The sequence below is a fragment of the Lysinibacillus halotolerans genome (genome assembly GCF_003711845.1).
GTDB lineage: Bacteria > Bacillota > Bacilli > Bacillales_A > Planococcaceae > Ureibacillus > Ureibacillus halotolerans.
The window spans coordinates 87,261-113,799 of the sequence record NZ_RHLQ01000002.1 but is presented as its reverse complement, the minus strand read 5'-3'; the positions used below and the strand labels follow the sequence as shown (position 1 = coordinate 113,799).

Sequence of the window (26,539 nt, the reverse complement as noted above, 5' to 3'; positions counted from 1 at the left end):
TTAATGTCTTCATCGTACCAAACTTTTCATCAAAATGCCTTTAAAGGAATGTGAAAATTTCATGTCCAATTCATTATGAAGACAATATGATGTTCATTTAATAATGATGTGTTAAGTATCTATATACTTCCCCTTATAAGTTCTAAAAAAGTCCAAATTATTAAAATAAATAACTACACTTTACTATTTACGGTTTGTTGGTTTAAAATATGTTTCTTTCTCGACTCTATAATCGTTGATATCGTAAAGAGCAGGATTGCTAACCAAATGAAACTAAAGGATACTAACTCCGTTGATGTAAAGGGCTCGTGATATAAAACGATTCCTAAAATAAGTACAATGGTAGGAGTCATATATTGGATAAAACCGATTACGTATTGCGGTAGCAATTTCGCCCCTTTTGCAAATAATATAAGAGGGTATGCAGTTACTACCCCACCTAAAATTAAATAAAGATCCGTTTGCCAATTAAAATGTAAAAAGGACATCTTATTAGTAGACATAATATAAATATAGTAAGCTAAAGCGAAAGGTAGCATAAATAACGTTTCGATTACTAACCCACGCGTAGCATTCAGGGTAATTTTTTTCTTTAATGCACTATAAATTGCAAAACTAAAGGCAATTAAAAGGGCTATCCATGGTATTTTTCCATAGCCGAAAGTTAAAAATAGCACACCCATGAATGCGACAAGTACTGAACATAATTGAAGCTTCGATAACTTTTCGTTAAAGAAAATCATTCCAAACACAACCGTAATTAATGGGTTAATATAATAACCTAAACTTGCATCTACTACATGGTCATTATTAACTGCATAAATATATAAAAACCAGTTGCAAGAAATGACGAAGGAAGCTGCTAGAAGAGATAGAAATAGTTTTTTATTTTTCCATAAAGATTTTAAATCTTCCATAAGTAAATGTCTTTGTTTAATGATTAAAATAAAAATAAACGTAAAAACAAAGGACCAAATTACTCTGGAAACTAATACTTCTAAACTATCAACATGATTTAGTAGCTTCCAGTAAAGGGGAAAGATCCCCCATATTCCATATGCTGCGAATGCATAAAAAATACCTTTTTGATTTTCATTCATTTTGACACCTTCTTCAATTTATATCTGTAGAATACACCAATTATAGTCCTCGAAAATAATGAAGTAAATGACTATGACTCATTCATTCCTTTAAAACCTTTAGAATAGAAAAAATGCGCAATATTGATTGGAAAGAAAGGGATGTTTCAATTTGAAACATCCCCTACTCCCCTTTATTGTACGATTCCGTTTTGTAATAAATACATTTTATGGTAAAGCCCTTGTTGTGCTAACAATTCTTGATGGGTACCCTTTTCAATAATTTCCCCTTGATGTAAAACTAAAATTTGTTCAGCATCTTGAATAGTTGAGAGACGATGGGCGATTGCAATGGTTGTTCTCCCTTTTCTCATCTTCTCTAAGGAAGATTGAATAGCTGCTTCCGTTTCTGTATCAATCGATGCTGTTGCTTCATCTAAAACTAATATTTTTGGATTGGTTGCAATCGTTCGGGCAAAGGCTACAAGTTGGCGCTGACCACTTGAGAATGTCGAACCTCTTTCCGTTACCCGTTGCTTATATCCGTTTGGTAATTGTTCGATAAACGTGTCGGCTTGAACAAACTTCGCTGCATCGACTACATCTTCTTCTGTCAATTCATCATTAAATAGTTTAATGTTACTTTCTATCGTTCCATAAAATAGAAACGGATCCTGAAGTACTAAACCAATTTTTCTTCTTAACTCATTTTTACTATAGGATTTAATCGAAACTCCATCTATGAAAATATCACCTTGTTCAAATTCGTAAAAACGCATTAATAAATTAATAATCGAACTTTTCCCGCTTCCAGTATGTCCAACAAGAGCAATCGTTTCACCAGGTTTCACTGTAAAGGAAATATTTTTTAATACATTTGTTTTGCCATCATAACTAAAAGTAACATTTTTAAATTCAATCAAACCTTCAGTGATAAGTTCATTGCTTTCCCCTTGTTTTGGTTCGATTTCTTCTTCATCAAGTAAAGTGAACACTCGGGATCCAGCAACGATGGCTTGTTGATAAATCGCTAATCGTTCCATTACATTATTAACAGGTTCAAAAAATCGATTGATATATGTGATAAACGCATATACCGTTCCGACTTCAATGGCCGTTTCAAAGGACGTAATTCCGAAATAGGTTAATAAAATGACAATGGCAGTAAAATAGATTAGATCAATAACGGGACGAAGTAAAATACTATTCAACTTTGTATTATTCATCATCGCTATGTAATGCTCATGATTAATTTCGTCAAATTCGTCATTAAATCGTTTTTCCTGCCTAAAAGCTTGGATAATGCCCATGCCAGATAAACTCTCCGCTAATTTAGCGTTCAATTGACTTAACTTTTCCCTCATCGTCATATAGACAACGGAACTATATTTTCGATATAAATAAACTACTAAGAAAATAAGCGGGAGTAAAATGAGTGTAAACAATGCTAACAATGGATTTAATAAAAACATCGCAACATATATCCCTACAATTAGGAAAGCAGCTTGGACGAAAGTACTTAAAACGGAAACAAATAAATCTTTAATTGCCTCTGTATCATTTGTCGCCCGGGATACAATCGTCCCTGCCGGCGTATCATCGAAATAGCGCATACCTAGTTGATGAATTTTCTTAAATACATCGATTCTTAGTTGCTGTATAATCTTTAAAGCAATCTCTTGGAATTTTACTAACTGCAAATAGGAAATAACGACATTTAACACTTGGATGATAAAATAAGATACGGCTAGAAGAATTATTGGTTGGAAATCAAAATTCCCAACTGCTAAGTGATCATCTAGGAATACTTTTATTATATAAGGTCCTAAAACGTCGCCAATAACCGTCAACAATAATAAAAATAGGGCGAAAGAAACTGCTTTTTTATGAGGTTTCAAGTAACTAAAAAGTCTAATAACAATTTGTCTTTGTTCTTTACTAGAAAAGGCTGGTTGTTTATTCATTTGACTTCCCCTCCCTTCTCTACTAATTGTTCCAATTGTTGAAGTTGATACATTTCATAATAACGTCCTTGGAGTTCCATTAATTCCTCGTGGGTACCCTTTTCTACAATTGTTCCTTCATGCATCACAATAATGAGATGAGCATGTTCAATGGCACTTAAACGATGGGATGTAATAATCGTTGTAGAATCTTCTCTTGCTTCTTTCAAAGATTTTAAAATGGATTCTTCCGTTTTAGCATCTACTGCAGATAAAGAATCATCTAAAATTAATAGTTCAGGTTGCATCATTAAAGCACGAGCAATCGATATCCGCTGCTTTTGACCACCAGACAGCGAAACTCCTCGTTCACCAACAATTGTGTCGTATCCTTCAGTAAAACGTAAAATGTCAACATGTATATGGGCAAGCTTTGCAACTCGTTCCACTGTTTCTTTGTCCGCTTTAGGGTTAATAAATGCGATATTTTCATAAACGGATGCTGAAAATAGAAAATGGTCTTGAGGAACGTAACCAATGGCTTCTCTCAATTTAATTTTTTTATATTCATCGATAAAGTAATCTCCAAATTTTATTACACCGTCAAAACCTTCAAATTCACGGAGTAACAGTTTTAAAATTGTCGTCTTTCCAGAACCTGTTTTACCGACGATTCCTAATGTTTGACCTTGTTTTAATTCAAAGTGTACGTTATATAATGCGCTAGCTTCATCATCAGGAAATTTAAAATCATTGACAGAAAATACGATATCACCGTTCGGTTTTGTATCAATTGCCTGTTCTTTATCATCGATTTGAACTGGAACAGATAAAAGTTGTTCAATTCGATCATAGGAAGCAGATCCCCGTTCCATAATGTTAAACAACATACCAAAGGCAAGCATTGGCCAAACAAGTAAACCTAAGTATGTGTTAAAAGCAACTAAGTCTCCGATTGACATTGTACCTTCATGAATAAATTTTGCTCCAAAACCGAGACTTAACATGAAACTAAATCCAATAATTAAACTAATGGTCGGATCGAATAAAGAATCAATTTTAGCTACTTTCATATTTTTTTCTACTACATCATTGGAAAGTCGGGTAAAGTCATCAGTATCCTCCTTTTGTTGACCAAAAGTTTTAATGACCTTGATACCTGAAATACTTTCCTGTGTTTTATCGTTTAGATCAGAAAAGGCAGCTTGTGCATCACGAAACTTTAAATGTAGTAATTTACCATAGTAACTAGTAGATATGGCCATAAGTGGCATTGGAATTAAAGCAATTAAAGTTAATCGCCAGTCGATCGTAAAAGCCATCGCAATAATCACAAATCCACCAGTCGTCACAGAGTCAAATAAAGTTAATACTCCGCCTCCTGCAGTTTGTTGTACCGCAGATATGTCGTTTGTTGCATGGGCCATTAAGTCCCCAACTCGACGTTGTTGATAGAAGGACGGACTCATTTTACTAAAATGACGGAAAAGTTTTTCCCTTAAATTTTTCGCAAGATAATTGGATGAACCAAAGATCATTAGTCGCCAATAGTAGCGAAGCATATATGCTAAAATGGCTACAATTACAATAAGACCAACCCATTTCCCAAGGGAACCAGGTGTAAGTTTACGACTACCGATTTCATCGATGACATAACCTATAACCTTTGGCGGAATTAAATTTAATACCGCTACTAAAGCAAGCATCGTTAGCCCAATAAGATACTCTTTTTTCCTTTCTTTAAAAAACCAACCTAATTTCAAAAAGACTTTCATCGATTCACCTTCTTCTTGCCTCAGTTTAAATTTTTAATTTCTAGAATTTTCAGTTCTTTGAATGAGACCAACTTATTTTAGCAAATAATGTATAATGCGTGAAGATAATTCCGAAAAATAATTCAATATTCGAAACATTTCGGTCGAAAGTTGTATAAGCAAAAAAAAATATATGTTCAAAAAGCGAACATATATCTTTTTTAAGTTAGAATTTTTTAAGTTGTTACTTTTAAAACGGTTTTAATTTTTTCAATAATGCCACCTGTACTATAAGTTAATACACTTCGTTTATAGAATGAAAGGCTCAATATATAAGCAGCAATACACGTTACAATAAGAAGTACTAATGAAATAATAGGTTCAATTGTTGAAATGTCAGTTGCTCCAATCCGCATTGGCATAACCATTCCTGAAGTCAATGGGATATAGGAGAATATTTTGATTAATATCGTATCAGGGTTACCTATACCTGAAATCATTACATAAAAACCGATTAAGGTAATCATCATGGCAGGCATCATTACTTGGGAAGCTTCTTCTACTTTCGAAACAAGGGAACCGAATAAAGCTCCGATAATTAAATAAAGAACAACCGTTAACAATAGGAATGCAAGAACGTAAAATACGTATGAATAGGAAATATCACTTAATATAGACTGAACGATTTCCCATTTTGAACCGCCATCCGTAAATCGTAGGAGCACAAATAGGAATCCGAAAATAACACCAAACTGAGTTAATGCGACTAACATTGTACCTAATATTTTCGATTGGAAATGTGTTCCTGGTTTCACACTAACTAATAACATTTCTAAAGCACGGGATCCTTTTTCGGAAGCGACATCTGTTGTTATGATAGATAAGAAGCTCATAACAAAGAAATAAATAACAATACCGACACCATATGATACCCATAATCCAGATTGTTTTTGATCTTCACTTTTTGCATTTCCACTTTCTTCATTAATATTTGTTGTTGTAATAATCGGTTCAGAGTTTAATATTTTCTCTGCTTCCTCAGCTGTTAAATTTAGTTGTTGAATACCATAAATACTACCTGCATATTGGATTAAAGATGAAATGGTAGATTGATCATTTAACTTTAAAGGAGTGTATGTAGCAATTTCCGCTTTTATTGATTCATTTTCATCTGAAACAATTACAACCGCATCTAATTTTTCATCTTCTAATTGTTTATATAGATTTTCTTTTGACTCGGTCGGATAACTAAACGTAATGTCATCATTGGAGGCGAAAATTGGTTCTAATTCCACTGGTGTTTCATTTACTAAAGCGATTTGAAGAGCTTCATCGTTAACAAACAGTGCTTTAATATCGGACCAATACATTACTACTGTAATAATAGCTAAGTATAAAAGGGTCATTAAAATAAAGGATTTCCCTCTTACCTTTTCTTTATAAAGTTGCTTAACGAGTATGGATAATTTACTCATTATTGCCACCTACCTTATCTTTGAAGATTTCATCAAGGGATAAATAATCAAGACTAAACTTTTCAATATATTGACCGTTTGAAATCAACTCAAAAATAGGTTTTGCAAAGGATTCATCCATTAACGTTAAGACATACTCATCCCGCACTACTTTTACGTCTTTAACCCCTGCCATTTTTTCTATTTCTTCCTTCGGTACAGTTGTACGGATGGTTAACTTTGTTTTCCCGTATTGTTTTTTCAAATCTAATAAACTACCAGAGAACAATGAAACACCTCGTTTTAATATACAAAGATGGTCACACAACTCTTCTACATTGTCCATTTGGTGACTAGAGAAAAGAATCGTAACACCTCTTTCTTTTAAAAGTAATATGGCATTTTTTAAAAGATCGCGGTTTACTGGATCAAGGCCACTAAAAGGTTCGTCTAAAATTAGAAATTTCGGTTTGTGAATGAAACTAGCTATTAATTGTACTTTTTGCTGGTTTCCTTTAGACAATGTTTCTGCTTTTTCATTTCTTTTCTCTTCTAATTCAAATCGTTGAATCCAAAAATCAATTTCTTTTTTCAATTTATCGCGGTTCATGCCTCGTAATTTACCGAAGAAAATCAATTGGTCTTCAACTTTCATTTGTGGGAAAATACCCCGTTCTTCTGGTAAATATCCTAACCAATCACGGTTAATTTTATTAATCGGTGAACCATCCCATGTTATACTACCTGCTGTTTGTTCTTGCAAATCAAGAATCATACGGAAAGTAGTCGTTTTTCCAGCACCGTTTTGACCGATTAAACCAAAAATTTCACCTTTTCCTATTGTGAAATTTAAATCGTTAACCGCAGTGAAATCTTTATATTTTTTCACTACATGTTTTAAGGCTAAAGTCATTGTATAGCTCCTTCCTGAACTTTAGATTGCTAAGAGTATTGTACTAATAGCTGTCTTTTGTTATACGGATAACAATTAAAAAAGTTCCATGAATTATAAAATCCGCTTACTTTTTTCCAATTATAAAGAAATTTCCCTTTTAAGTGAGAATTTTTTGATATGAAATACCAATAAATTATTTTACTTTTAAATCTGACCATGAATTTTAAGAGTAAAATGGGTGAATTTTCTTTTCAAAAAGCTATGATTTATCAAAATTTAATAGAATTCTTATCTGTCTTTAGCTTTTGTTTTCCCTAAATATCATGCGTAAAATCGGCCAGTTTAAGCTTTTTGATTCCTTTAACATTAACTTCGACTCTTTTCATAAAAATAAGGTAATTTATCACAAAAAAATAAAATTAGAAAATTGTTATGCTAGTACTTTCAATATAATAGGTAAAAATCTAGTTCATTTACTTACAATTGAATACATTATTATTGCAGTAAATATTAAAAAGAGGAGGGGAAAATTTATGCATAGAAAACATCATCGTGGTCGTTGCAATAATCCAATTTGCTGTCCACCAAACGTTTTACCAACACGAGTTGCGCCTACACGAGTATCACCAACTCAAGAGGTTGTAAAAACAAATATTATCAACACTGTTGTTCCACATGTTCATCCTATTCACACTACTACAGTAAATAGACATGTAATTCATAATGAACACTTCTTCCCAAGAACAGAATCTGTTGTTAATCAATTCGTTCGAGGGGCAGATAGATTCCCAATGGGAACTGGCGGATTCGGTGGAAATGCCGGATTTGGTGGAACTGGCGGAGTAGGCGGTATTGGCGGAATGAACAGAAGAAGAAGATTTGGTTTCTAAATGAATAAAAAAGATTACCTTTCTTTAGTGGAAGGTAATCTTTTTTATTTTACATTCTTTTTAATTTTTCATATTCAAGTTGTAATTGTTCAATCCGTTTTCTACCTTCTTCTCGATTACGCACCGTTTCAGCTTGAATTTGTTTTGTCTCTTCGATACCCGCCATAATGGTCTGCCATGTTGTTTCAATTGTTTCAATTTTAATGCTTGGCTGACCCGCTGTGCGAGCAATGTTGACACTATTTGACCGTATATTTTCCGCATTACGGATTAACATTTCATTTGTCCGTTTGTCTAATTCATTCATCGAGTCTGCTACTAATTTTTGTCGTTGAATAGAAACGGCGTGGATTAATCCTTGTTTAAAAATAGGTATTGTTGTTACGAAAGCAGAGTTAATTTTTCCGATTAAATGATTATTCCCTTGTTGGATCATACGAATTTGAGGTGCAGCTTGAAAAGAAACTTGCTGTGCCATTTCCAAATCGTATCTGCGCTGTTCTAAGAGCTCTATGGAACGATTTAACGATTCTAACTCCATTATCGCTTCTTGATCCCCTTCGTTGGCACGTGCTTCAAGTATAGGAATTTGGGGTTGTAGTTGTTCTAGTTTTACTTCGATGGCAGCGATATGTTCACTTAAACTTTGAAAGTAATGTAAGTTTTGATCATACATTTGTTCCAATTCCATTGTATTTCGCTTCATTTCGATTTCATATTTTTGGATTTGATTGTAAATGACATCGATTTCTTTATTCATCGTATCGTATTTGGATAATAATCTCTCAAATTGTTCTTTCCCTTTATTGAGAAGACGTTTTATAAAGTTCCCTTTTTTCTCTTCTTTAAAATCTTGTGGATCAAACCGATCCATAATTTTATTTAAGTTTTGTATTAACTCACTTGATTTTTCTAACTTACTCGTTTTAATCGTAGCAAGCATCTTATCTGAAAAATTCGAAATCGCTGTAGCAGTCTCTTTCCCAAATTCTAAGACGGCAATTTGATTTTTTACATCGATTTTTTCAGCTAGGGACTGAACTTGAGGTTCTTGTTTTAGAGCGAGTTGTCGTTTTTTTATTTGGGACATTTCTTGCTCAGACACAAGCTGTGTTTGTGGCGTTTCCTTAACTTCAGCAGTAGAACCTTTTGCCATCGTATCTAAATCTTCGAATAATGGATTTTTTGTTTCAGACATCTTTTATCCTCCGTTCTAACAAATGGTATCTATTGAATCTAAAATAGTAAGTATACTCTTCTCTAATCATTTACCATATTCGTTTATATAAAACATACGATTTACATGGCAAAAAAGTTTCATTTTCGATTGAAAACTACAGAAACAATAGTCATAAATAGGCTCAATGTATATTCATAATATCTTTAAAATTTAACTAACATAATAGAAAAAATCCTGATTGCCGAAACAACCAGGATTGAACAGGATTATAACGCTGCACCAGAACCACCATCAATATTTACGGCAGTACCCGTTACATAGGATGCCGCATCGGAAACTAAAAATGTTATGACATTTGCAGCTTCTTCCGTATCTCCAATACGTCCTAGTGGAATAGATTTCCCTACTTCTGTTGAATATTCTTCCCAAGTATGATCTGGCATCTCCTTTTGCCATATTTCTTCGATTTGGCGACTGCGAATTAAGCCAATACAAACAGAATTTACCCGGATATTATATTTTCCTAGATCTTTACTCATTGCCTTCGTTAACGCAAGACCAGCTGATCGACTCACTGTAGTAGGTAAGCTGGAAGCTGGTGGCGTTTTTGCCAGTACGGCTGTTAAATTTAAAATCGCTCCACCCTTTTGTTCCTTTAAATATGGGAGTGCATATTTCGAACAATGGATTGCTCCGAATAATTTTAAATTTAAGTCTGCATGCCATCGTTCTGTATCGACATCTTCAAATGAGTTGGCAGATGATGTTCCGGCATTGTTAATTAAAATATTTAATTTCCCATAATGTTGTACTGTTTCTTCAATTAGACGTTTACAATCTTCTTCTTTTGAAACATCACAAGAGATCGTTAAAATTTCCTGCCCAGTATGTTGTTGGATAAATGCTTTTGCTTCATTTAAAGTTGATGCCGTACGGGCAGCAATGACTACTTTCGCCCCTTCTTTGACAAGTTGTAAAGCGGTATATAAACCAATTCCTTTACTAGCTCCTGTAATAATCGCTACTTTATCTTTTAATCCTAAATCCATATTCGATAACTCCTTTGTTCTTGAAAGATAATTAAATTATATAAAAAATATTTCAATTGTGGGAATTTTTCTATTTTTCTTCCACTTTACCATTCTTTGATAATAATTTGTTTGATAGAAATAAACCAAGACCTCCAATGGATATAAATAAAATGGCACGAATAAATAGATTTAAAGAACTTAAATCGAAAAATACAAGTTTAAAGATGGCGATAACAATGAGGGCATACCCCATTACTTTTACTTTCTTGTAATGATAAGTGGTACTGATCCATAAAGAAATGCTAGAAACGATAAATAAAAGTATTGTTTTACTAGCAATCACAAATATCGGATTTAACAATTGATCAAATTGTAATTGATTGAGTAGCCCATACAACAACATCATCCCAGCCAAAATACATACCGTATGAAGTCCATCTAAATCGATTTTTACTTTTCGAATCCAAGTTTCATAGAGAGTACCTTTCATTAAAATATCCACCATAAACCATATGATGAAACATATATAAATGAACCGCGCAAAAATATTTAGCAAAATTTCTAATCCAAATACGTAATGACTCGGTAGTAAGTTGATTGTTGAAATAGTAAAGGCGAAGATTAGTACATATTTTAATGCCCGCCCAGTTAATCGTTTTGGCATAAAGATACTTCCAAACGTTGCAACAGCTATTAATATAAAGGTTGCATATGGGTAATCGTTTGAAATGTAACTATAGTCAAATTGATTAACATAAAAGAAGAAAAAGCTTGTAATGATAATGGGCAATAGATCTCCTGAGAAAGAAATGGTTGCTTTTGAATTATCATTAACTTTAACGGCTCTTTGTTTTTGTACATATAAGAAAATAACAATTAAATAAACTAAAATGAATAAATAGTTTGCGTGTTCAATCGTCCAAAAAGGTTTAACATCACTTAGTAATAAATGATTGAAAACGGTAATCGTCATTAAAATACTATACGTTATTTTCATAATCGTAGCGCCAATTCGAATAGCCAACATGATTGATAAAAAAGCACTGAAAGGAAATAATACGATGTCTATTGTATTGGATAAATCCAAAGCAAGTAACATGTTAAATACGGTAAGTATTGATAACGTTCCAATAACATCTACGAGTTGTTTTATTTTATTTCGATAAGCTTGGTAAGCAAATTGTATATAAATAATCGTTAAGAAGAACAAAGCTAGTTCCGGTTCATTTGTAATGAAATTTACGATTGCAACGGTTAAGCCGCTTAAGCTAAACAATAAACCTTCGTGGAACGCAATATATTCCCCTCTTACTTTATTTTGATGCCACCAAACATAAAGCAATAAACCATTTAAAATAATGACACTAGATAAATAAAACCAGTGATGTTCTTGATTGAGTAGCCAAATAATTATTACTGCTAGTATGGAAAAACCGTATGTAATATAAAGGGCAATTTTTTGAACATGTTTAATCAATATAAACTGCATGGCAATAAAAATAATCAAAACGTACAGTAATATCCACGGTCCGTTAAAATCCATATATTCTAACAAGTACGGTAAAAGCAACGAAGTGAACATGACGAATATTGAAAGAACTTCATTCTTCTTCACATAGCAAATAGCTACTCCATATGCAATGTAAACGAAAGCAATCAATAAAGCAAAATAAAGTCCTAAAACTTCATAAATTATTGCTCCAGCTGCTGTTGTTAAGATCCCGATACAAAATGTTCCACCATATAAAACAACGGTTAAAACTTGTGAAGTATCCCTTTTCATTTTGTCCATTCTGTACGCAATTACAAATAACGCGATTGATAATCCATAAGCTAAGACGAGTTTAACTTCCGTTGAAAGCAATCCAAAGTCACTAATTAGTTTTAATCCCCATAAAACACCTAAAACGAGAATAATCATAAATATTTTTGGTAAAGACCAAACGATGATTTCTTCAAAGCTTTTTTGTTTTTTTGGTGGTAAAGCTTGCTTCTTGGAAGGTGGGACTGTTTGAATCTTTGGTCGAGTTTTTTCAGTTGAATTGACTGGATTAACTTTTGCTTTCTGTAATTCCATCGGTACTTTTTCAACTGTCTTTTTTACTTTAATTGGTAATGGCTGTTCAAAACCCGTTGTAGCTGATTTTAACTGATTTAGTTCTAATCGCAACTCACGTACTTCTTTTTCAAGATAATCAATACGTTTTTCAGTGTCATTTTGCATTTTTGTTCCTCCAAAACTGATTTATTACTTAATCATTTCAATCGTTTATGTATGTTTCTTTTCACACGGCCAACCAAATCCTGAAAACGCATGTTATAAATATACTCCTGTCTTAGCTCTGTATTCCTCTTTTCTATAATTATAATTGGAAATCCTTTCTAATTACAGACAAATAAAAAGGATTTTAAAGCCAACTAGCTTTAAAATCCCGTAAGGTGTTCGATGATATTTTAGTGGTTGAAGTAGAATGCTCCAACGATAATTAAAAGAATAAACAGAACGACGAGTAGAACAAATTCATTTCCATTTTTAGAGTAACCACCATCACCATATGAATTATAATGCATAACATTTCTCCCCCTTTATCTAAGATACTAACAATTTATGACTAATACCCGGCATTACTAGGGACAAATGTTTAGTTTTAAAAGGATTTTACAATTTATGTAGTAAAGAATGGGATAGCGCTCCCATTCTTTTGATCAATAAAAAATACTAATAGTATCTTTTATTGAATTGCGTACCGATGATAATAAGAAGAATGAATAGAACTACAAGTAATGCAAAGCCGCCGCCGAATCCGCCGGAACCACCATTACAATGATTGTCTTCTACTCCTCCTACATTATTACAGTAGTCGCCTACACCACCTACGTCATTAGAGTAACCCATGCCATATCCTCCTTTCCTCAGTTCTATTTCTACTTTATGACTTTAAGAATGTAAGGTTATGGACAAGTGTGGAGCTTCTTAAGAAAAAATAGATTCTTTTTCATAAAAAGCTATAAAACTGTAGATTTTTTTAACCTCAGATTAATAAATGCTTTGAAAAAAACTAGTAGCAAGACATACGTTTAAGAATCAAATATTTTTCTGAAATAGACTGTATTTCGAATCCGTTATTTTTCGAAAGGTTTTTGTACATCTTTTATCGAAAAACTATCATCACTTCAAAAGAATCTTATATATAAAATATTTTGAGTAAAAAAATTTAGTATAAATATGTATTATTTATTTACGATAAAATTCGAAAAATCAAAATTTTTATTACTTTTATCTAATATTCAAAACCACTTACGTAAAATTCAGTATATAATCAACTATATCAATTAAATTTCTTCAAGGAGTGGTTCATTTGAATTCAACCATTACACGTGCTTTTAATTTCAATGCAGGTCCATCAGCTCTACCACTAGAAGTACTTGAAAAAGCTCAACAAGAACTGATCAATTACAACAACGCTGGAATGTCCATAATGGAAATGAGTCATCGTAGTAAAGATTATGATGAAGTACATAACGAAGCAATCGCTCGATTAAAAGCGTTATATGCTATTCCTGATAACTATGAAGTTCTTTTTTTACAAGGTGGTGCTAGTCTTCAATTTACGATGGTACCGATGAATTTTTTAAAAGAAGGTCAAAGGGCGAGTTATGTATTGACAGGTTCATGGTCTGAAAAAGCATTAAAAGAAGCATTACTTTTTGGAAAAACAGCAGAAGCTGCTAGTTCAAAAGAAAATAAATATCGAAATATCCCCACTTTAAACGAAATTCAATTTGATCAAACAGATGCGTATGTGCACATTACTTCTAACAACACAATTTATGGCACACAATGGAAGGAATTCCCTCATACCGGCGAAGTACCTTTAGTAGCAGATATGTCTAGTGATATCCTTTCTAAGCCTGTTGATATTAGTAAATTCGGTCTTATTTATGCTGGTGCCCAAAAGAACCTTGGTCCATCAGGTGTTACCGTTGTCATTATTCGAAAAGATCTACTTGAAAAAGCGAACAAGAACATTCCTACTATGTTAAAATACACAACACACGCAGATTCAAATTCTTTATATAACACTCCACCAACCTTTGGTATTTACATGTTAGGGGAAGTTCTTAAATGGGTTGAAGCGCAAGGTGGGCTCGAAGGTATTGAGAAAAACAATGAAGCCAAAGCAAAATTAATCTATGATGTAATCGATCAAAGTAATGGCTTTTATAAAGGACATGCGGAGTTATCATCACGTTCATTAATGAATATAACATTCCGTGTTGCTGATGAAGAGCTAGAAAAACAATTCCTTGTTGAGGCAAAAGAAGCTGGCTTTGTAGGTTTGAACGGTCACCGTTCAGTGGGAGGATGCCGTGCATCAACTTACAATGCTGTTCCGGTTGAAGCATGTCAAGCCCTTACTAATTTTATGATTGAATTCCAGAAAAAACATCAATAAATGAAATGGCCCAATTTTAATAATTGGGTCTTTTTTATTTTAAAACTACTGAGTGCAAAAACTAGCAAACAAGTATGATATTTATTAAAAGAACCAAACTGAATAATGATTCGAACAATTAATCATTGATACTATTTTTCATTTTTTCCTAACAAGGGAGCTGATTTAATGTCACATACTAAGTTAGAATCTTTCTTACTTTCTCTACTTTATAGTCTGTGCTAAATCGTATGAAATAGTGTTCGAATCATCTAAATAATAAAATCCACCTAAAAATTCTCTTCATGGAGGATTTTTAGGTGGATTGTCATTTAATTAATAAGCTCGGCCAAACCAAACTGTATGTTTCGCTTCTTTACCACAGTTAATACATGTATGTTTTTCAGTTGGTGGATTAAACGGTATGTTACGAGTTGTAAATTTCGTTTGTTCTTTTACATTAGATTCACAAGCATCGTCACCACACCATCCTGCTAAAATCCAACCTGGAATCGTTCCGTTTTTCTCAGAATCAGATAAATGTTGCTGTAATTGCTCTAAAGAATCAATGTGAGTATGAGAATTCGCATCGCGGAATGCTTTTGCTTTGTCATAAAGTCTTGTTTGCATCACTTTCAACTCTTTTTCAATTGCTTCGACAACAGAGTTTAAATCTACAGTTTGTTTATCGGATTCATCACGCATTTTTAATAATACTTGATTATTTTCTAAATCACGAGGACCTAGTTCAATACGTGCTGGTACCCCTTTTAATTCCCATTCATTAAATTTATATCCTGGTGATTGATCAGAATCATCAAGACGGACACGAATACCCTTTGCTTTAAGTGCTGCGAAGATTTCATCTAATTTCTCGATAATAGCTGGGTTCTTCTTCCATGGACCTACTGGAATTAATACAACTTGTGTTGGAGCAATTGTTGGCGGTAGGACTAAACCTTGCTCGTCACCGTGTACCATAATGACTGAACCAATTAAACGAGTAGACGTACCCCATGATGTCGTATGCACATGAACATGTTTATTTTCTTTATTTAAATATTTAATATCAAAGGCTTCAGCAAATTTTGTCCCTAAATAGTGTGAAGTACCAGCTTGTACTGCTTTACCATCTTTCATCATTGCTTCGATCGAATACGTATCAACAGCCCCCGCGAAACGTTCAGATGGCGTTTTTTGTCCATCATATACAGGAATCGCTAAAAAGTTTTCAACAACTTCTTTATAAATGTTTAACATTTGCATCGTTTCTTTACGAGCGTCTTCTTCATCCACGTGAGCTGTGTGCCCTTCTTGCCATAAAAACTCAGAAGTACGGATGAAAGGAAGAGTTTTCTTTTCCCAACGGAAGACGTTCGCCCATTGGTTAATTAAAACTGGTAAATCACGGTAACTTTTAATCCAATCAGAATAAAGGTGGCCAATCATTGTTTCAGAAGTCGGACGAAGAGCTAATCGTTCTTCTAATTTTTCTCCTGCTGCTTCTGTTACCCATGGAAGTTCTGGCGAAAATCCTTCAATGTGATCCTTCTCTTTTTGGAAGAAAGATTCTGGAATTAACATTGGGAAATAGGCATTACGGTGACCTGTTTCTTTAAAACGACGGTCCATTTCCGATTGAATATGTTCCCATAGTTCATAACCGTCTGGTTTAAATGCAATACAGCCACGAACGGGTGTATAGTCCATTAAATCTGCTTTTTGAATTGTGTCAATATACCATTTAGAAAAATCATTCGTTTGTTGTGACATTGTTATTTCCTCCTAAAACTTTTTACAATTTTCATTTTCCCTATCTAGCGCTACAATTTATGGTTCCGACTCGTTCGTATTTTTTGAACAATAAAAAGCACAAAGAGTCCTAATCAAAAGGACGTCTTTGTGCTGAATAGACGTGGTACCACCTTAGTTCGGTAAAAAGAAAAAATTCTCCCTTCTACCCTCTACGCGTTTGTAACGATAACGACTCGGCAAGCTTTAACTCGCATCTCCGTGATAGGTTTCAATAAGAAGCGGTGATATAGCTCTCAGCAAATGCTATATTTTCTGTTTCACAATTCTTATTTACTTGGTCACTTCATTGATTCCATATTTCTTATACTGTATCAAATAAAAGAAATTAATTCAATCTAAGTGTAATATTTTCTAAAAAAATGAATAATGAAAAAAGAGAAAAGTTATTTTTTGAAAAATGTTACTGAATTTTGTAATACTTTCTCAATTTTTTCTTCTAAATCGTTTGTACGTTCAAATAAAATAGACCGCAGATGATCAATTTGTCGCATAACTTTTTCGATTAATCCTTCATTATTATCAACCCGATCTAAAACATCTTTTTGAGCTTCTTCGATAAAGGTCATTTGATGAACTAACTGTTGATTATGTTCACTATGGGCTTGAATTTGTTCTTCCAACTTTTCTTTTGTCATGGCAACTGTTTCTAAACGGGTAATTAACGCTTCGTTTATAGCTGAGTAATCTTTTAAAATCGTAACAATCTCTTTATATTCATCATTTAAAACATCAATTCGACTTACAATTTCTTTTTGAGAATAATTGATCGCATTTACTTGATCAAATAGATCCTGATGGATATGTTGTTCCTGAAGGATTGATTCGTTTAATGTACGATGTTGATTTTCAATATTTTCCAATCGAATGTCGACTTGTTGATCCAATGTTTTTTGATGATGCTGGAATTCCCTTAGTTCATCTAATCGTCCATTTAATTTTCTCAATCGATTTGTTTGATGCTCATTCCAATCATTTTGAGAATAGTGTATTTGATTTAAGGAAAATTGTAAGTTTCGAGTTGCATTCACTTGTTGTTCAATTAACTCGGATAAGTAATCTCGCTTAAATTCCACTTGATTCGGCTCTACTAAATGATTCGACTGACTAAACACTCTTGGGTGTTCTTTATTATTAATATACAATCCCATTTGAGGACACCCCCTTTTGCTCGCCTCACCTAGTTTATGCGGCAATTGTCTAGAGGGTTCAATGATGGATTGTTCACTTCATTACTATGCTAGGTTGCTTCAACTTGCAATTCTTTTTTAATTAATTGATAGTTTTCTTCATGGCTTTTAATTTGTTCTTCTTTATATTTATAACCTTGTATTAAAAAACGATGATCTCTGTTTTCTTTAATGGCATTTCGTAATTCCTGGATATAACGATAAGAAGTTATTTTTCGGAAAATGACTTCCTCTTTAATATTTGTTGGATCACCATGTCCCGGTACTAGAAGGTGAAAAGAATGATTGTCTAAAATTTTATTGGTTTTTCGTAATGTTTCTTCATACTTTTCACTATTAAAATAAATGAAGGGAAATTCAACATTTGACAAATAGTCCCCAGCAATCCATACACCTAAAGGTTCTACTACAATAAAAATCCCATCATTTGTATGACCTTCTGCCATATAAAAGGTAAATTTCGTTTCACCTACTTCTAATACTTGTCCATCAAAGGTTACTGGGATATTAACAGGAGGATAAAGAATAGGATAATCTCGATCTAAATAATATTGATCATCAAACTGTCTAATTTGATGAAGTATCGCTTCTTTATCCTGTCGATTTTCGAAACGCTCACTTGCAATAACAATTCCGTCTTGAAAAGCACCGTAACCAACAATATGATCCCAATCGGAATGGGTAAAAATTAAATAGATAGGGCGATTTCCTCTAATCTCTTCTACATATTCTTTTATTTCATTTACTTCGATAGGGAGCAAATTTGGATCCACAATAATGATACAATCATTGGTTCGGATAACAAGGGATGTCGTTTTGTAAATTAAACTTTGAAAAACAGTTACATTGTTTGATTGATATGCTATCAATAAGTATCACCCCTATAGTAAATCTATCATTATTACTAATAAAAGAAGTGCACGCATCATAGGAAAATGATGGTACACTTTTTATTTATGCTATTATATTGTATTCTACTACTATTTTGTGAAATGTTCTTTAATTATACTAGAACATTACTAGATTTTTTCCATACTCGGAAAATCGTAGTCATTGGTATTTGATAGACTTTATATGTCTATACCTCTTAATATGCTATATTTTCTCAACATCCTTTCTCCTCCATTACTAATCAACGGAGGATTTCTATTGATTTTAGTAATTTTTAGTTTTAAATCTATTAACAGTCTCTCTTCGGTTTGAACTTTGACAAATAGCGGAGATAACTGCTACTCCGTCTGCACCAGCTTGAAGAACTTCGTTAGAATTTTCCGTTGTGATGCCACCTATCGCGACTATTGGATAATTCGGATACTTGTTACGTATTTCCTTTATAAAACTTACACCAGTAGGAGGTTCTGCATCTGGTTTTGAAGTTGTCTTGAAAATAGGTCCAATTCCAACATAATCCGCTCCATTTAATACGGCTTTTGACATTTCCTCTTCATTATGGACGGAAACACCAATTATTTTTCCTTTAAATTGTTCACGAATGTTTACTAACGCCATATCTTTTTGTCCCACATGGATACCGTCTGCCTGTAATTTCAAGGCTAGCTCCACATCATCGTTCACTATAAATGGCACATGATAATGGTTGCATAAACGTTGACATGCTCTAGCAAACTCTACATATTCCTCCCCTTTTAATGCACGAGGACCTTTTTCCCTAAATTGAAACATTGTAATTCCTGCCTGCAAAGCATCTTCTAATACGTTTAAAGGCTCCTCTTTACAGTTTTCCGTTCCCATTATAAAATAAACTGCTAAATCACTACGATTCATCTACAATCACCTCATATTGGCCTTTCCTTTGTTGATAAGCAAAATGGTTGGTAGGTCCATGCCCGTGTCCGATATTTAACGGATTTTCAATCGCTAATTGAACAAATTTTTTCGCTTCAATCATTGCTTCCTTAAGGGATAATCCTCTCGCTAAAAAGGAAGTAATGGCTGCCGAAAAAGTACATCCTGTTCCATGGGTATGTTTTGTATGAATTCTTTTACTTATCATGGAAAAAGATGTTCCGTCGGCTAAATAAACTTTATCTGTTGCTGTATTTAGCTCCTTCGAATGACCGCCTTTCATTACAACACACTGCACTCCATATTGCAGCATTGTATGGGCTGCCTTTGTCATATGATCCTCGTTTTCTATTTTAATGCCGCTTATTACTTCTGCTTCAGGAATATTGGGTGTTAACACAGTAGCGATGGGCAACAAAGTATTCTTTAATGCATCTACCGCTTCTTTTTGTAGTAGACTTTCTCCACCTTTGGCAATCATCACAGGATCAATTACAAGTTGAACGTCTTTCTGTTGTAAGTAATTGGCGATGACTTCAATAATTTCAGCTGAAAAAAGCATCCCTGTTTTGACCGCTTTTACATGAAAGTCAGAAAAAACGGAAGTTAATTGTTGAAGTACGAAATCAGGTGAAGTAGGAAAAATCCCTTGTACACCTAATGTATTTTGAGCAGTAAGGGCCGTAATAACGGTTGTACCAAATACTTTTAGTTCTTGAAAGGTTTTTAAATCTGCTTGTATACCTGCTCCACCACCACTATCTGCACCTGCAATTGTCATGACAACGTCCATTGTTTACCACCTCTAGATAATAAATGAATACTGTTTATGATTTCTTCTTGAAATGTACCGAGTAGAAGGTGGTCACTCGCCAACTCCGCTACACGTTTATAATCCATGAATAACTCACATAAATTGGATAATGGGTTCCCTTCAAGGGTTAAAGCTGCAGCGCTTAACGCACTTAGTAGACATCCAGTACCAGTAACTTGGGTCATTAATTCATGTCCACCAACTGTCCAATATTCTAGATAGCCATCTGTTAGAAAATCCTTTGATCCTGTAACAGCAACAAGACAGTTATATTTTATTGCAACTTGTTTTGCTACAGTTGGTAGATCCATGTCCCCGTTACCACTATCCACCCCTCTACCTTGCCATTCTACCTCTGCGATGGTTGCTAATTCGCCCATATTACAGCGTATTAGTTGAACGTTTACTTTTTCTAGAATATCTTTAATCGCTCGTTGTCGATATTTTGTAGCTCCAACACCGACGGGATCTAGTACAACTGGGATGTTTAACTCATTTGCTTTTTTTCCAGCAATCATCATAGATTCTAACGTTCGAACATTTACGGTTCCTAAATTAATTAATAAGCCATTTGCTATAGAAACCATTTCTTCTACTTCTTCCATTTCATCTGCCATTACTGGTGATGCGCCTGTAGCTAATAATCCGTTTGCTGTAAAATTAGCTACAACATAGTTTGTAATACAATGAACTAATGGATTTTTTTTTCGAATACTCGACAACGTCATATTACTTTCACCTCGGTATTTTTTTCGATTCCTTTGTATAGCTAATTTTTATAAATAAAAACGCCCTTTTGTTCAAAGACAAAAGAGCGTTTAAATTCCAAGATATCATTATGTATTCTCGAAAAAATCTTTGCTCCCTACGTCAGTCTTAACTGTCAGGTTCAAAGGGTCAGGTTTTAACCTTCTCAACGCAAATTGCGTCCCCCTGCAAGAGTATTTGATTGATTTCATATTAACATAAAACTAGTTTTCTACAAGTTAAATTAGGAACAAGAATTAAATAATGAACTAAGTCCTATAAAAAATTTTAGATTAAAAAGGTATTTCGTTAAGTTTTATAGGAGTTATTTGATCCTTTTCCCAATCTTCACGGATGAAAGCATAGCATAACGAGTCGTAAATCGTACCATTATCATTTTCCCATGCATTTCTGAAATAACCTTCTTTCACAAACCGACAATTATAGAGAGTTTTTCTCATCGCCAAATTATCCCATCGTGTATGAGCCTCAATTCGAATTTTTTTATCCGGTAAAGAAAAAAGATATTGAACAATCCAATCGACAGCTTGTGTCCCATACCCTTTTCCCCTTACCGTTTTATCTAACCGAATATCAAACAATGGTATCGTATCATTTATATCATCGATTACAATGAGACCAATTTTTTTATCTCCCTTTAAAATCCAAAATGTTTCTCGATTATGAAAATAACAGCCATTATGATAATTTTCAATGATTTGTTCTTTTGATGGATTGGGAATTGAATGGAATTCCCATGTATTTTTTGTCATAAAAGAAACTAAATCATCTAGTTCGTTTTCAAATTTCTTAAAACGAATATTATTCATTGGTATCACCCCTATCTTCTACATTCGACAAAAAGGGAATATTTTCCTTGTTTAAAATGATATTAAGATTGAATCCCATTCATTAAAATCTTTCTTCGGATAAATCTTGATTAATAGACAGTGCCACTTTATAACCGTCTGCAGCAGAATTAATTAGTGAAGATGGGCTTATTCTCTTTAATTCACCTGCAATATAAACATTTTGACAAGACGTACGACCAAGTCCATCCGTTATAACTTCACCGTGTTCGTTTATGTCACAATTGAATTGTACTAGAAAAGGATTCGGACGATAAAAGGTTGGTACAACAAAACCACCTGAACAGTTGACTTTTTCTCCAGATGCTAATTCGACTTGTTCAATATAGCCACGATCTCCGATTAAATTTCTAATAGGTTCCATTTTTACTAGTATGTTTCTTTTTTCTAGTTCACGAATTCCTCTTTTTGAAAATTCTCCACCGTTGGATAATACAACGAAATCCTTGGACCAATTATAGAGTAATTTCGCCATATGGAGGGCATGTTCTTCCTTTTCTGCAATAATAATGAGCTGCTTATCCCTTAATTCCCAACCATCACAATAGGGACAATTAAATAAACTTTTACCATAATAATCCCTAATACTCGGTACAGAAAAATGTTCTTGGATTCCGGTTGCAAGTAAAAGTTTGTCGGAAATAAACTCCTGCCCATCTTTTGTTTTGGCAATAAATTGACCATTTTGATTCTTCGAAAGTTCTTGAACAGTCGTTTTGAAATAATGAACGGATGGATAGCGGGTTATCTCCCTCATTCCGATTTCTTTAAATTCCGCTGGTTTGATGCCATCACGGGTAAGAAAACCGTTGGATTGATTTGCTACTCGATTCCGATTTGTTCCATCATCAAAAAGAGCAATTTTTCTTCTAGCCCTACCTAAAGTCAAGCTCGCACTTAATCCCGCTGGACCTGCACCTACAACTACACAATCAAATACATTCACTACTCTTCGATCCTTTACAAATTATTATTTATTATGTTTGCTTTTCAAATTCTTTCATTTCCTTATTTCAACATAAAAATAGCGTTGACCTTTTCGATCAACGCTAAACAAACTTTTAGTTGTATTTTATAAACTAAGTCTATCCAATATTTTATTAAATAAATTTTGTAATTTGTTCAAGTGGCAGACGGGATGAACCATAAGCAGGAGCAGCTGCTTCACCAATAGCAATTAGGATAATAGGTACTTCATTTTTTGGTAAGTTGAATTTTTCCGCAAATTTCGCTTTATCAAAACCACCCATCGGTACCGTATCATACCCCATTTCTTTAGCTAACAGCATAATTTGCATTGAAACTAAACCAGCATCGAAATGAACAATATTTTTAATAATATCTTCTGGTAAACTACCATACATCGAAAGGGAATTTTTTATCATTAAATCCGCTAATTCTCTTGGCATATAACCTTTTTCATAATTGGTATTATAAATTTGTTCTGAGTTTTTGTACATTTCCAAATCACCAAGAACGGCAATAATCGCTGAAGATGTTTCAACTTGTTCTTGGTCATTTGCAATTGGGCGCAACTCTTTTTTCACTTGTTGATCATCAATTACAATGAAACGCCATGGTTGCATATTACTTGAAGATGGAGCTGAAATGGCATTTTCTAATAAAGCTTGTAATTTTTCGCGTGGGATTACGACATCCTCTTTATATTTACGAACGGATTTTCTTTCATGCATGATTTGTTGAATTGTGTTTGGCATTTTTATACCCCTTTCAATATGTCAATATCATTTTTAATAGGAATTGTTTGTTCAATGGGATTAGCTGTATCATTTATCATGACTATTAAAAATCTAACCAGTTTGTTTTCCGGAATTAACCATTAATTTTTTTAACATCATTTGTAGCTGTTGTTTTTCCTTCGTTGTAAAGTCGTGAAATAATTCATCGAAAAATTGTGTTTTATTTGAATCACAGTTTTCTAAAATAGCCATGCCATTATTTGTTATTTCTACTATCACTTCTCGATTATTTTGTTTGTTTCGATTTCGATAGACCAAATTTTTCTCTTCAAGAATTTTTAAATGTCTTGTAATTGCAGCTTGATCTATCTTCAACTTCTTCTGTAATTCGATTTGTGAAAGTTGTCCACTATTCAATAAGGTATACAATATTTCATATCGAGTTAGACTAATCCCTGTACACTTTTCAAAGTTTTGTGTAACTTGTCTATCAATATTTTTGAACATAAACATCATATTTTTTACATCTTCGCAAGATTGATCCATTTCATTCCTCCTTATCAATTGATTAATCAATCATTGACTAGTCAATTATAATATAAATAATCTATTAATCAAGTTTTTTGTTTTAGTGAATTACTATATTTAGTATCAAACTTTTCTTTTCAAAATATACTTCATTTTTTTATCCAAATAATAGATTCTTTTCCTTCTAACAATTTGGCTTTTAATGTAAATTATATTTAAAAATAACATAAAAAAGCCCATACAATTTAGATTTTTTTCTAACTTGTATGGGGAGAAAATTAGGAATTTTTTTATTCTAAGTTGGAGAATTTCGCTAAATCCTTTCGATTTCCGATCGTTACTAAAATATCTTCTATTTGAAGTAATTCATCAGGAGAAGGTGAAACAATAATCTCACCGTCTCTTAAAATAGCAATAACACTCACATTATATTTTGCCCGAATATCCAATTCTCTTAAATTTTTCCCAGCCATTCTAGAAGGAATCATAATTTCTTCTATATTATAATCCTTAGAAAGTTCAATATAGTTTAACATGTTTGGTGAAAGAAGTTGATTTGCCACTCTTTCTCCCATATCCCTTTCAGGATAAATAATCCAACTCGTACCAATTGCCTCTAAAACTTGACCGTGACGTTTACCTACCGCTTTTGCAATAATCTTTTTCATACCAAGGTTCTTCAAAAGCATGACGGTTAGAATGCTTGCTTGAATATCGTCCCCAATTGCGACAATAACACAGTCAAAGTTTGTAATTCCAATAGATGTTAGTGCTTTTTCATCTGTAGAATCGGCGATTAAGCCGTGGGTAATATAAGGTTCTGCATCTTCTACTCTTACTTCATCTAAATCAATACCTAGTACTTCTTGACCTGCTTCATGCAATTTTCTAGCTATACTCGTACCAAAACGGCCTAATCCAATTACGGCATATTGTTTTCTACTCATTTTTTTACTCTCCTTTGTTACCCAATCATAATATTTCCTTTTGGATGATGATAAGCCTCTTGTTTACGTTTTTTTGTTAAAGCAAAACCGATCGTTAATGGTCCTAATCTTCCTGCAAACATTGTTAAAATAATTAAAATACGGCCAACTGATGAAAGTTCCGGCGTTAACCCCATAGAAAGGCCTACTGTTCCAAAGGCGGAAGTTGCTTCAAATAAATACATAATAAACACATGACCTTTGTCTGTAATGCTTAATAAAAAAGTGACGAGCACAACAATGATCATGCCACACATGGCAACTGTAAAAGCTTTTAATATGTTTTCAATCACAATGCGACGTTTAAATAAAGTAACATCTTCTTTACCCTTTAATTGTGAAATGGCAGTTGCAATTAAAACGGTAAAAGTTGAAACTTTAATTCCTCCAGCCGTAGAACCAGAACCTCCTCCGATGAACATAAGAATAATCGTTAAAAACAAAGTAGCATGAGTTAAATCTCCCATAGACAATGTATTCGCACCAGCGGTTCTTGGAGTCACACTATGGAACAAGGCACCTAGCGTTTTTCCAGTTGTTGATAAAGGACCTAATGTTTTTTCATTACTAAATTCGAAAAGGAAAATTAAAATCGCTGCCCCTACGATTAAAGTAAATGTTGTCGTTAAAACAACCTTTGTATGAACAGATAATGTTTTCGTTTCGCGATATTCATATAATTCATTAATAACAATAAACCCGAGTCCACCTATTATGATAAGGCTACAGATTGTAATGACGACAAAGGGATCATCTACATAGTCAGTTAAACTTTTAAATTGCCCCATTAAATCGAAACCTGCATTGTTAAAAATGGAAATAGAATGAAAGAAGCCGAAATAAATCGCTTTTGAAATTGGCATATCAAGGGAGAAGCGAATGGCCAATATAACTGCTCCAATAAATTCTGTTACCAACGTAAAAATCAATATTCTTTTGACTAATTTCACCATTCCTGCTGTTGATGTAGCATTAAATGCTTCTTTTAATAACAATCTTTCTTTTAAAGAAATTTTTTTCCCAAGTAAAGTAAATAAAAATGTGGCAAAAGTCATAAATCCTAAACCGCCAATTTGTATAAGAAATAGAATGACAAGTTCACCAAAAACGGAAAATGTATCTCCCGTATCTACTACAACAAGTCCCGTCACACAGGCAGCAGACGTAGCGGTAAAAAGGGCATCTAAAAAAGGTAAACTCTCTCCTGTTTCCGTTGCGATTGGAAGATTTAATAATAAAGCACCGAATAAAATTAAAATAACGAAACCTAGTACTAGAACCTTTGAAGGGTTTAGATTGTCTTTAAAGTTTTTCATTTTCGTTTCCTCACTTTGAATGTTTCTTACCTTAAATAATTATCTCTTTTGCCTGAGGGAAATAATCCTTTTAATCTAAATGTTCTCGTTTTTGACATCAAAAAAAGAC

At 33.4% G+C, this 26,539-nt stretch carries 24 protein-coding genes, 1 riboswitch and 1 other annotated feature; of the genes, 2 read left to right on the top strand and 22 right to left on the bottom strand.

Annotation, left to right across the window (positions count from 1 at the left end; genetic code table 11):
• Positions 1-173: 173 nt before the first annotated feature.
• From rarD to EC501_RS02000, 5 genes are all read right to left on the bottom strand, one after another.
• Positions 174-1,100, bottom strand: a complete 927-nt coding sequence (gene rarD / locus EC501_RS02020; protein WP_122970624.1) for an EamA family transporter RarD — start codon at positions 1,098-1,100, stop codon at positions 174-176.
• 173 nt (positions 1,101-1,273) lie between these two features.
• Positions 1,274-3,043, bottom strand: a complete 1,770-nt coding sequence (locus EC501_RS02015; RefSeq protein WP_122970623.1) for an ABC transporter ATP-binding protein — start codon at positions 3,041-3,043, stop codon at positions 1,274-1,276.
• Entirely contained in the window at positions 3,040-4,797 is a 1,758-nt protein-coding gene (locus EC501_RS02010) for an ABC transporter transmembrane domain-containing protein (RefSeq protein ID WP_122970622.1), read from the bottom strand. The genes EC501_RS02015 and EC501_RS02010 overlap by 4 nt, the downstream gene beginning before the upstream one ends.
• Positions 4,798-5,012: 215 nt before the next feature.
• Complete coding sequence (locus EC501_RS02005; protein WP_122970621.1) at positions 5,013-6,251, bottom strand: ABC transporter permease; 1,239 nt, start codon at positions 6,249-6,251, stop codon at positions 5,013-5,015.
• A complete protein-coding gene (locus EC501_RS02000; RefSeq protein ID WP_122970620.1) occupies positions 6,244-7,143 on the bottom strand; it encodes an ABC transporter ATP-binding protein in 900 nt (299 codons plus the stop codon). Before EC501_RS02000 ends, EC501_RS02005 begins: the two co-directional genes overlap by 8 nt.
• Positions 7,144-7,658: 515 nt before the next feature.
• Between EC501_RS02000 and EC501_RS01995 the strand changes: the two genes are divergently transcribed.
• A complete protein-coding gene (locus EC501_RS01995) occupies positions 7,659-8,015 on the top strand; it encodes a CotD family spore coat protein (RefSeq protein WP_122970619.1) in 357 nt (118 codons plus the stop codon).
• Positions 8,016-8,064: 49 nt separating this feature from the next.
• On the opposite strand, the gene EC501_RS01990 is transcribed toward EC501_RS01995, so the two are convergent.
• From EC501_RS01990 to EC501_RS01970, 5 genes are all read right to left on the bottom strand, one after another.
• Positions 8,065-9,213 (bottom strand): toxic anion resistance protein, encoded by a 1,149-nt coding sequence (locus tag EC501_RS01990; protein ID WP_122970618.1) that lies wholly within the window; start codon positions 9,211-9,213, stop codon positions 8,065-8,067.
• Between the two features lie 248 nt (positions 9,214-9,461).
• Positions 9,462-10,244: an SDR family NAD(P)-dependent oxidoreductase gene (locus EC501_RS01985; RefSeq protein ID WP_122970617.1), complete on the bottom strand. Its 783-nt coding sequence runs from the start codon at positions 10,242-10,244 to the stop codon at positions 9,462-9,464.
• A gap of 70 nt (positions 10,245-10,314) precedes the next feature.
• Positions 10,315-12,450 (bottom strand): DUF2339 domain-containing protein, encoded by a 2,136-nt coding sequence (locus tag EC501_RS01980; protein ID WP_122970616.1) that lies wholly within the window; start codon positions 12,448-12,450, stop codon positions 10,315-10,317.
• Positions 12,451-12,680: 230 nt separating this feature from the next.
• On the bottom strand, positions 12,681-12,797 hold the full coding sequence (locus tag EC501_RS01975) for a YjcZ family sporulation protein (protein ID WP_122970615.1): 117 nt from the start codon (positions 12,795-12,797) through the stop codon (positions 12,681-12,683).
• A 148-nt stretch (positions 12,798-12,945) separates the two neighbouring features.
• Positions 12,946-13,122: a YjcZ family sporulation protein gene (locus tag EC501_RS01970; protein ID WP_122970614.1), complete on the bottom strand. Its 177-nt coding sequence runs from the start codon at positions 13,120-13,122 to the stop codon at positions 12,946-12,948.
• A gap of 463 nt (positions 13,123-13,585) precedes the next feature.
• Between EC501_RS01970 and serC the strand changes: the two genes are divergently transcribed.
• Positions 13,586-14,683, top strand: a complete 1,098-nt coding sequence (serC, locus tag EC501_RS01965; protein WP_122970613.1) for a 3-phosphoserine/phosphohydroxythreonine transaminase — start codon at positions 13,586-13,588, stop codon at positions 14,681-14,683.
• A gap of 315 nt (positions 14,684-14,998) precedes the next feature.
• On the opposite strand, the gene proS is transcribed toward serC, so the two are convergent.
• The 12 genes from proS to EC501_RS01905 form a co-directional block, all read right to left on the bottom strand.
• Positions 14,999-16,435 (bottom strand): proline--tRNA ligase, encoded by a 1,437-nt coding sequence (proS, locus tag EC501_RS01960; protein ID WP_122970612.1) that lies wholly within the window; start codon positions 16,433-16,435, stop codon positions 14,999-15,001.
• A 114-nt stretch (positions 16,436-16,549) separates the two neighbouring features.
• Positions 16,550-16,773 (bottom strand) — a binding site (T-box leader).
• An 87-nt stretch (positions 16,774-16,860) separates the two neighbouring features.
• Positions 16,861-17,625 carry a coiled-coil domain-containing protein gene (locus EC501_RS01955; RefSeq protein WP_122970611.1) on the bottom strand — a complete coding sequence of 255 codons (765 nt, stop codon included), beginning with the start codon at positions 17,623-17,625 and terminating at the stop codon, positions 16,861-16,863.
• An 89-nt stretch (positions 17,626-17,714) separates the two neighbouring features.
• On the bottom strand, positions 17,715-18,533 hold the full coding sequence (locus EC501_RS01950; protein ID WP_122970610.1) for an MBL fold metallo-hydrolase: 819 nt from the start codon (positions 18,531-18,533) through the stop codon (positions 17,715-17,717).
• A 286-nt stretch (positions 18,534-18,819) separates the two neighbouring features.
• Complete coding sequence (gene thiE / locus EC501_RS01945) at positions 18,820-19,449, bottom strand: thiamine phosphate synthase (protein ID WP_122970609.1); 630 nt, start codon at positions 19,447-19,449, stop codon at positions 18,820-18,822.
• Positions 19,439-20,263, bottom strand: a complete 825-nt coding sequence (gene thiD / locus EC501_RS01940) for a bifunctional hydroxymethylpyrimidine kinase/phosphomethylpyrimidine kinase (protein WP_122970608.1) — start codon at positions 20,261-20,263, stop codon at positions 19,439-19,441. Before thiD ends, thiE begins: the two co-directional genes overlap by 11 nt.
• Entirely contained in the window at positions 20,248-21,012 is a 765-nt protein-coding gene (gene thiM, locus EC501_RS01935; RefSeq protein ID WP_122970607.1) for a hydroxyethylthiazole kinase, read from the bottom strand. The genes thiD and thiM overlap by 16 nt, the downstream gene beginning before the upstream one ends.
• A 117-nt stretch (positions 21,013-21,129) precedes the next feature.
• A riboswitch (TPP riboswitch) is annotated at positions 21,130-21,229 on the bottom strand.
• A 95-nt stretch (positions 21,230-21,324) separates the two neighbouring features.
• Complete coding sequence (locus tag EC501_RS01930; RefSeq protein WP_122970606.1) at positions 21,325-21,861, bottom strand: GNAT family N-acetyltransferase; 537 nt, start codon at positions 21,859-21,861, stop codon at positions 21,325-21,327.
• An 82-nt stretch (positions 21,862-21,943) separates the two neighbouring features.
• Positions 21,944-22,846: an NAD(P)/FAD-dependent oxidoreductase gene (locus tag EC501_RS01925; RefSeq protein WP_122970605.1), complete on the bottom strand. Its 903-nt coding sequence runs from the start codon at positions 22,844-22,846 to the stop codon at positions 21,944-21,946.
• Between the two features lie 154 nt (positions 22,847-23,000).
• Positions 23,001-23,618 carry a nitroreductase family protein gene (locus EC501_RS01920; RefSeq protein WP_122970604.1) on the bottom strand — a complete coding sequence of 206 codons (618 nt, stop codon included), beginning with the start codon at positions 23,616-23,618 and terminating at the stop codon, positions 23,001-23,003.
• 93 nt (positions 23,619-23,711) lie between these two features.
• The gene (locus EC501_RS01915; RefSeq protein WP_122970603.1) at positions 23,712-24,146 is read right to left on the bottom strand and encodes a MarR family transcriptional regulator; all 435 of its coding nucleotides are present in this window, start codon (positions 24,144-24,146) and stop codon (positions 23,712-23,714) included.
• A 272-nt stretch (positions 24,147-24,418) separates the two neighbouring features.
• Complete coding sequence (locus tag EC501_RS01910) at positions 24,419-25,075, bottom strand: potassium channel family protein (RefSeq protein ID WP_122970602.1); 657 nt, start codon at positions 25,073-25,075, stop codon at positions 24,419-24,421.
• 17 nt (positions 25,076-25,092) lie between these two features.
• Positions 25,093-26,430: a TrkH family potassium uptake protein gene (locus EC501_RS01905; RefSeq protein ID WP_122970601.1), complete on the bottom strand. Its 1,338-nt coding sequence runs from the start codon at positions 26,428-26,430 to the stop codon at positions 25,093-25,095.
• Between the last annotated feature and the right edge of the window lie 109 nt (positions 26,431-26,539).

Excerpts from the sequence above, each read along its gene's own strand:
- rarD (WP_122970624.1), bottom strand. The coding sequence starts at position 1,100 with ATGAATGAAAATCAAAAAGGTATTTTTTATGCATTCGCAGCATATGGA.
- EC501_RS02015 (WP_122970623.1), bottom strand. The coding sequence starts at position 3,043 with ATGAATAAACAACCAGCCTTTTCTAGTAAAGAACAAAGACAAATTGTT.
- EC501_RS02010 (WP_122970622.1), bottom strand. The coding sequence starts at position 4,797 with ATGAAAGTCTTTTTGAAATTAGGTTGGTTTTTTAAAGAAAGGAAAAAA.
- EC501_RS02005 (WP_122970621.1), bottom strand. The coding sequence starts at position 6,251 with ATGAGTAAATTATCCATACTCGTTAAGCAACTTTATAAAGAAAAGGTA.
- EC501_RS02000 (WP_122970620.1), bottom strand. The coding sequence starts at position 7,143 with ATGACTTTAGCCTTAAAACATGTAGTGAAAAAATATAAAGATTTCACT.
- EC501_RS01995 (WP_122970619.1), top strand. The coding sequence starts at position 7,659 with ATGCATAGAAAACATCATCGTGGTCGTTGCAATAATCCAATTTGCTGT.
- EC501_RS01990 (WP_122970618.1), bottom strand. The coding sequence starts at position 9,213 with ATGTCTGAAACAAAAAATCCATTATTCGAAGATTTAGATACGATGGCA.
- EC501_RS01985 (WP_122970617.1), bottom strand. The coding sequence starts at position 10,244 with ATGGATTTAGGATTAAAAGATAAAGTAGCGATTATTACAGGAGCTAGT.
- EC501_RS01980 (WP_122970616.1), bottom strand. The coding sequence starts at position 12,450 with ATGCAAAATGACACTGAAAAACGTATTGATTATCTTGAAAAAGAAGTA.
- EC501_RS01975 (WP_122970615.1), bottom strand. The coding sequence starts at position 12,797 with ATGCATTATAATTCATATGGTGATGGTGGTTACTCTAAAAATGGAAAT.
- EC501_RS01970 (WP_122970614.1), bottom strand. The coding sequence starts at position 13,122 with ATGGGTTACTCTAATGACGTAGGTGGTGTAGGCGACTACTGTAATAAT.
- proS (WP_122970612.1), bottom strand. The coding sequence starts at position 16,435 with ATGTCACAACAAACGAATGATTTTTCTAAATGGTATATTGACACAATT.
- EC501_RS01955 (WP_122970611.1), bottom strand. The coding sequence starts at position 17,625 with ATGGGATTGTATATTAATAATAAAGAACACCCAAGAGTGTTTAGTCAG.
- thiE (WP_122970609.1), bottom strand. The coding sequence starts at position 19,449 with ATGAATCGTAGTGATTTAGCAGTTTATTTTATAATGGGAACGGAAAAC.
- thiD (WP_122970608.1), bottom strand. The coding sequence starts at position 20,263 with ATGGACGTTGTCATGACAATTGCAGGTGCAGATAGTGGTGGTGGAGCA.
- thiM (WP_122970607.1), bottom strand. The coding sequence starts at position 21,012 with ATGACGTTGTCGAGTATTCGAAAAAAAAATCCATTAGTTCATTGTATT.
- EC501_RS01930 (WP_122970606.1), bottom strand. The coding sequence starts at position 21,861 with ATGAATAATATTCGTTTTAAGAAATTTGAAAACGAACTAGATGATTTA.
- EC501_RS01920 (WP_122970604.1), bottom strand. The coding sequence starts at position 23,618 with ATGCCAAACACAATTCAACAAATCATGCATGAAAGAAAATCCGTTCGT.
- EC501_RS01915 (WP_122970603.1), bottom strand. The coding sequence starts at position 24,146 with ATGGATCAATCTTGCGAAGATGTAAAAAATATGATGTTTATGTTCAAA.
- EC501_RS01910 (WP_122970602.1), bottom strand. The coding sequence starts at position 25,075 with ATGAGTAGAAAACAATATGCCGTAATTGGATTAGGCCGTTTTGGTACG.
- EC501_RS01905 (WP_122970601.1), bottom strand. The coding sequence starts at position 26,430 with ATGAAAAACTTTAAAGACAATCTAAACCCTTCAAAGGTTCTAGTACTA.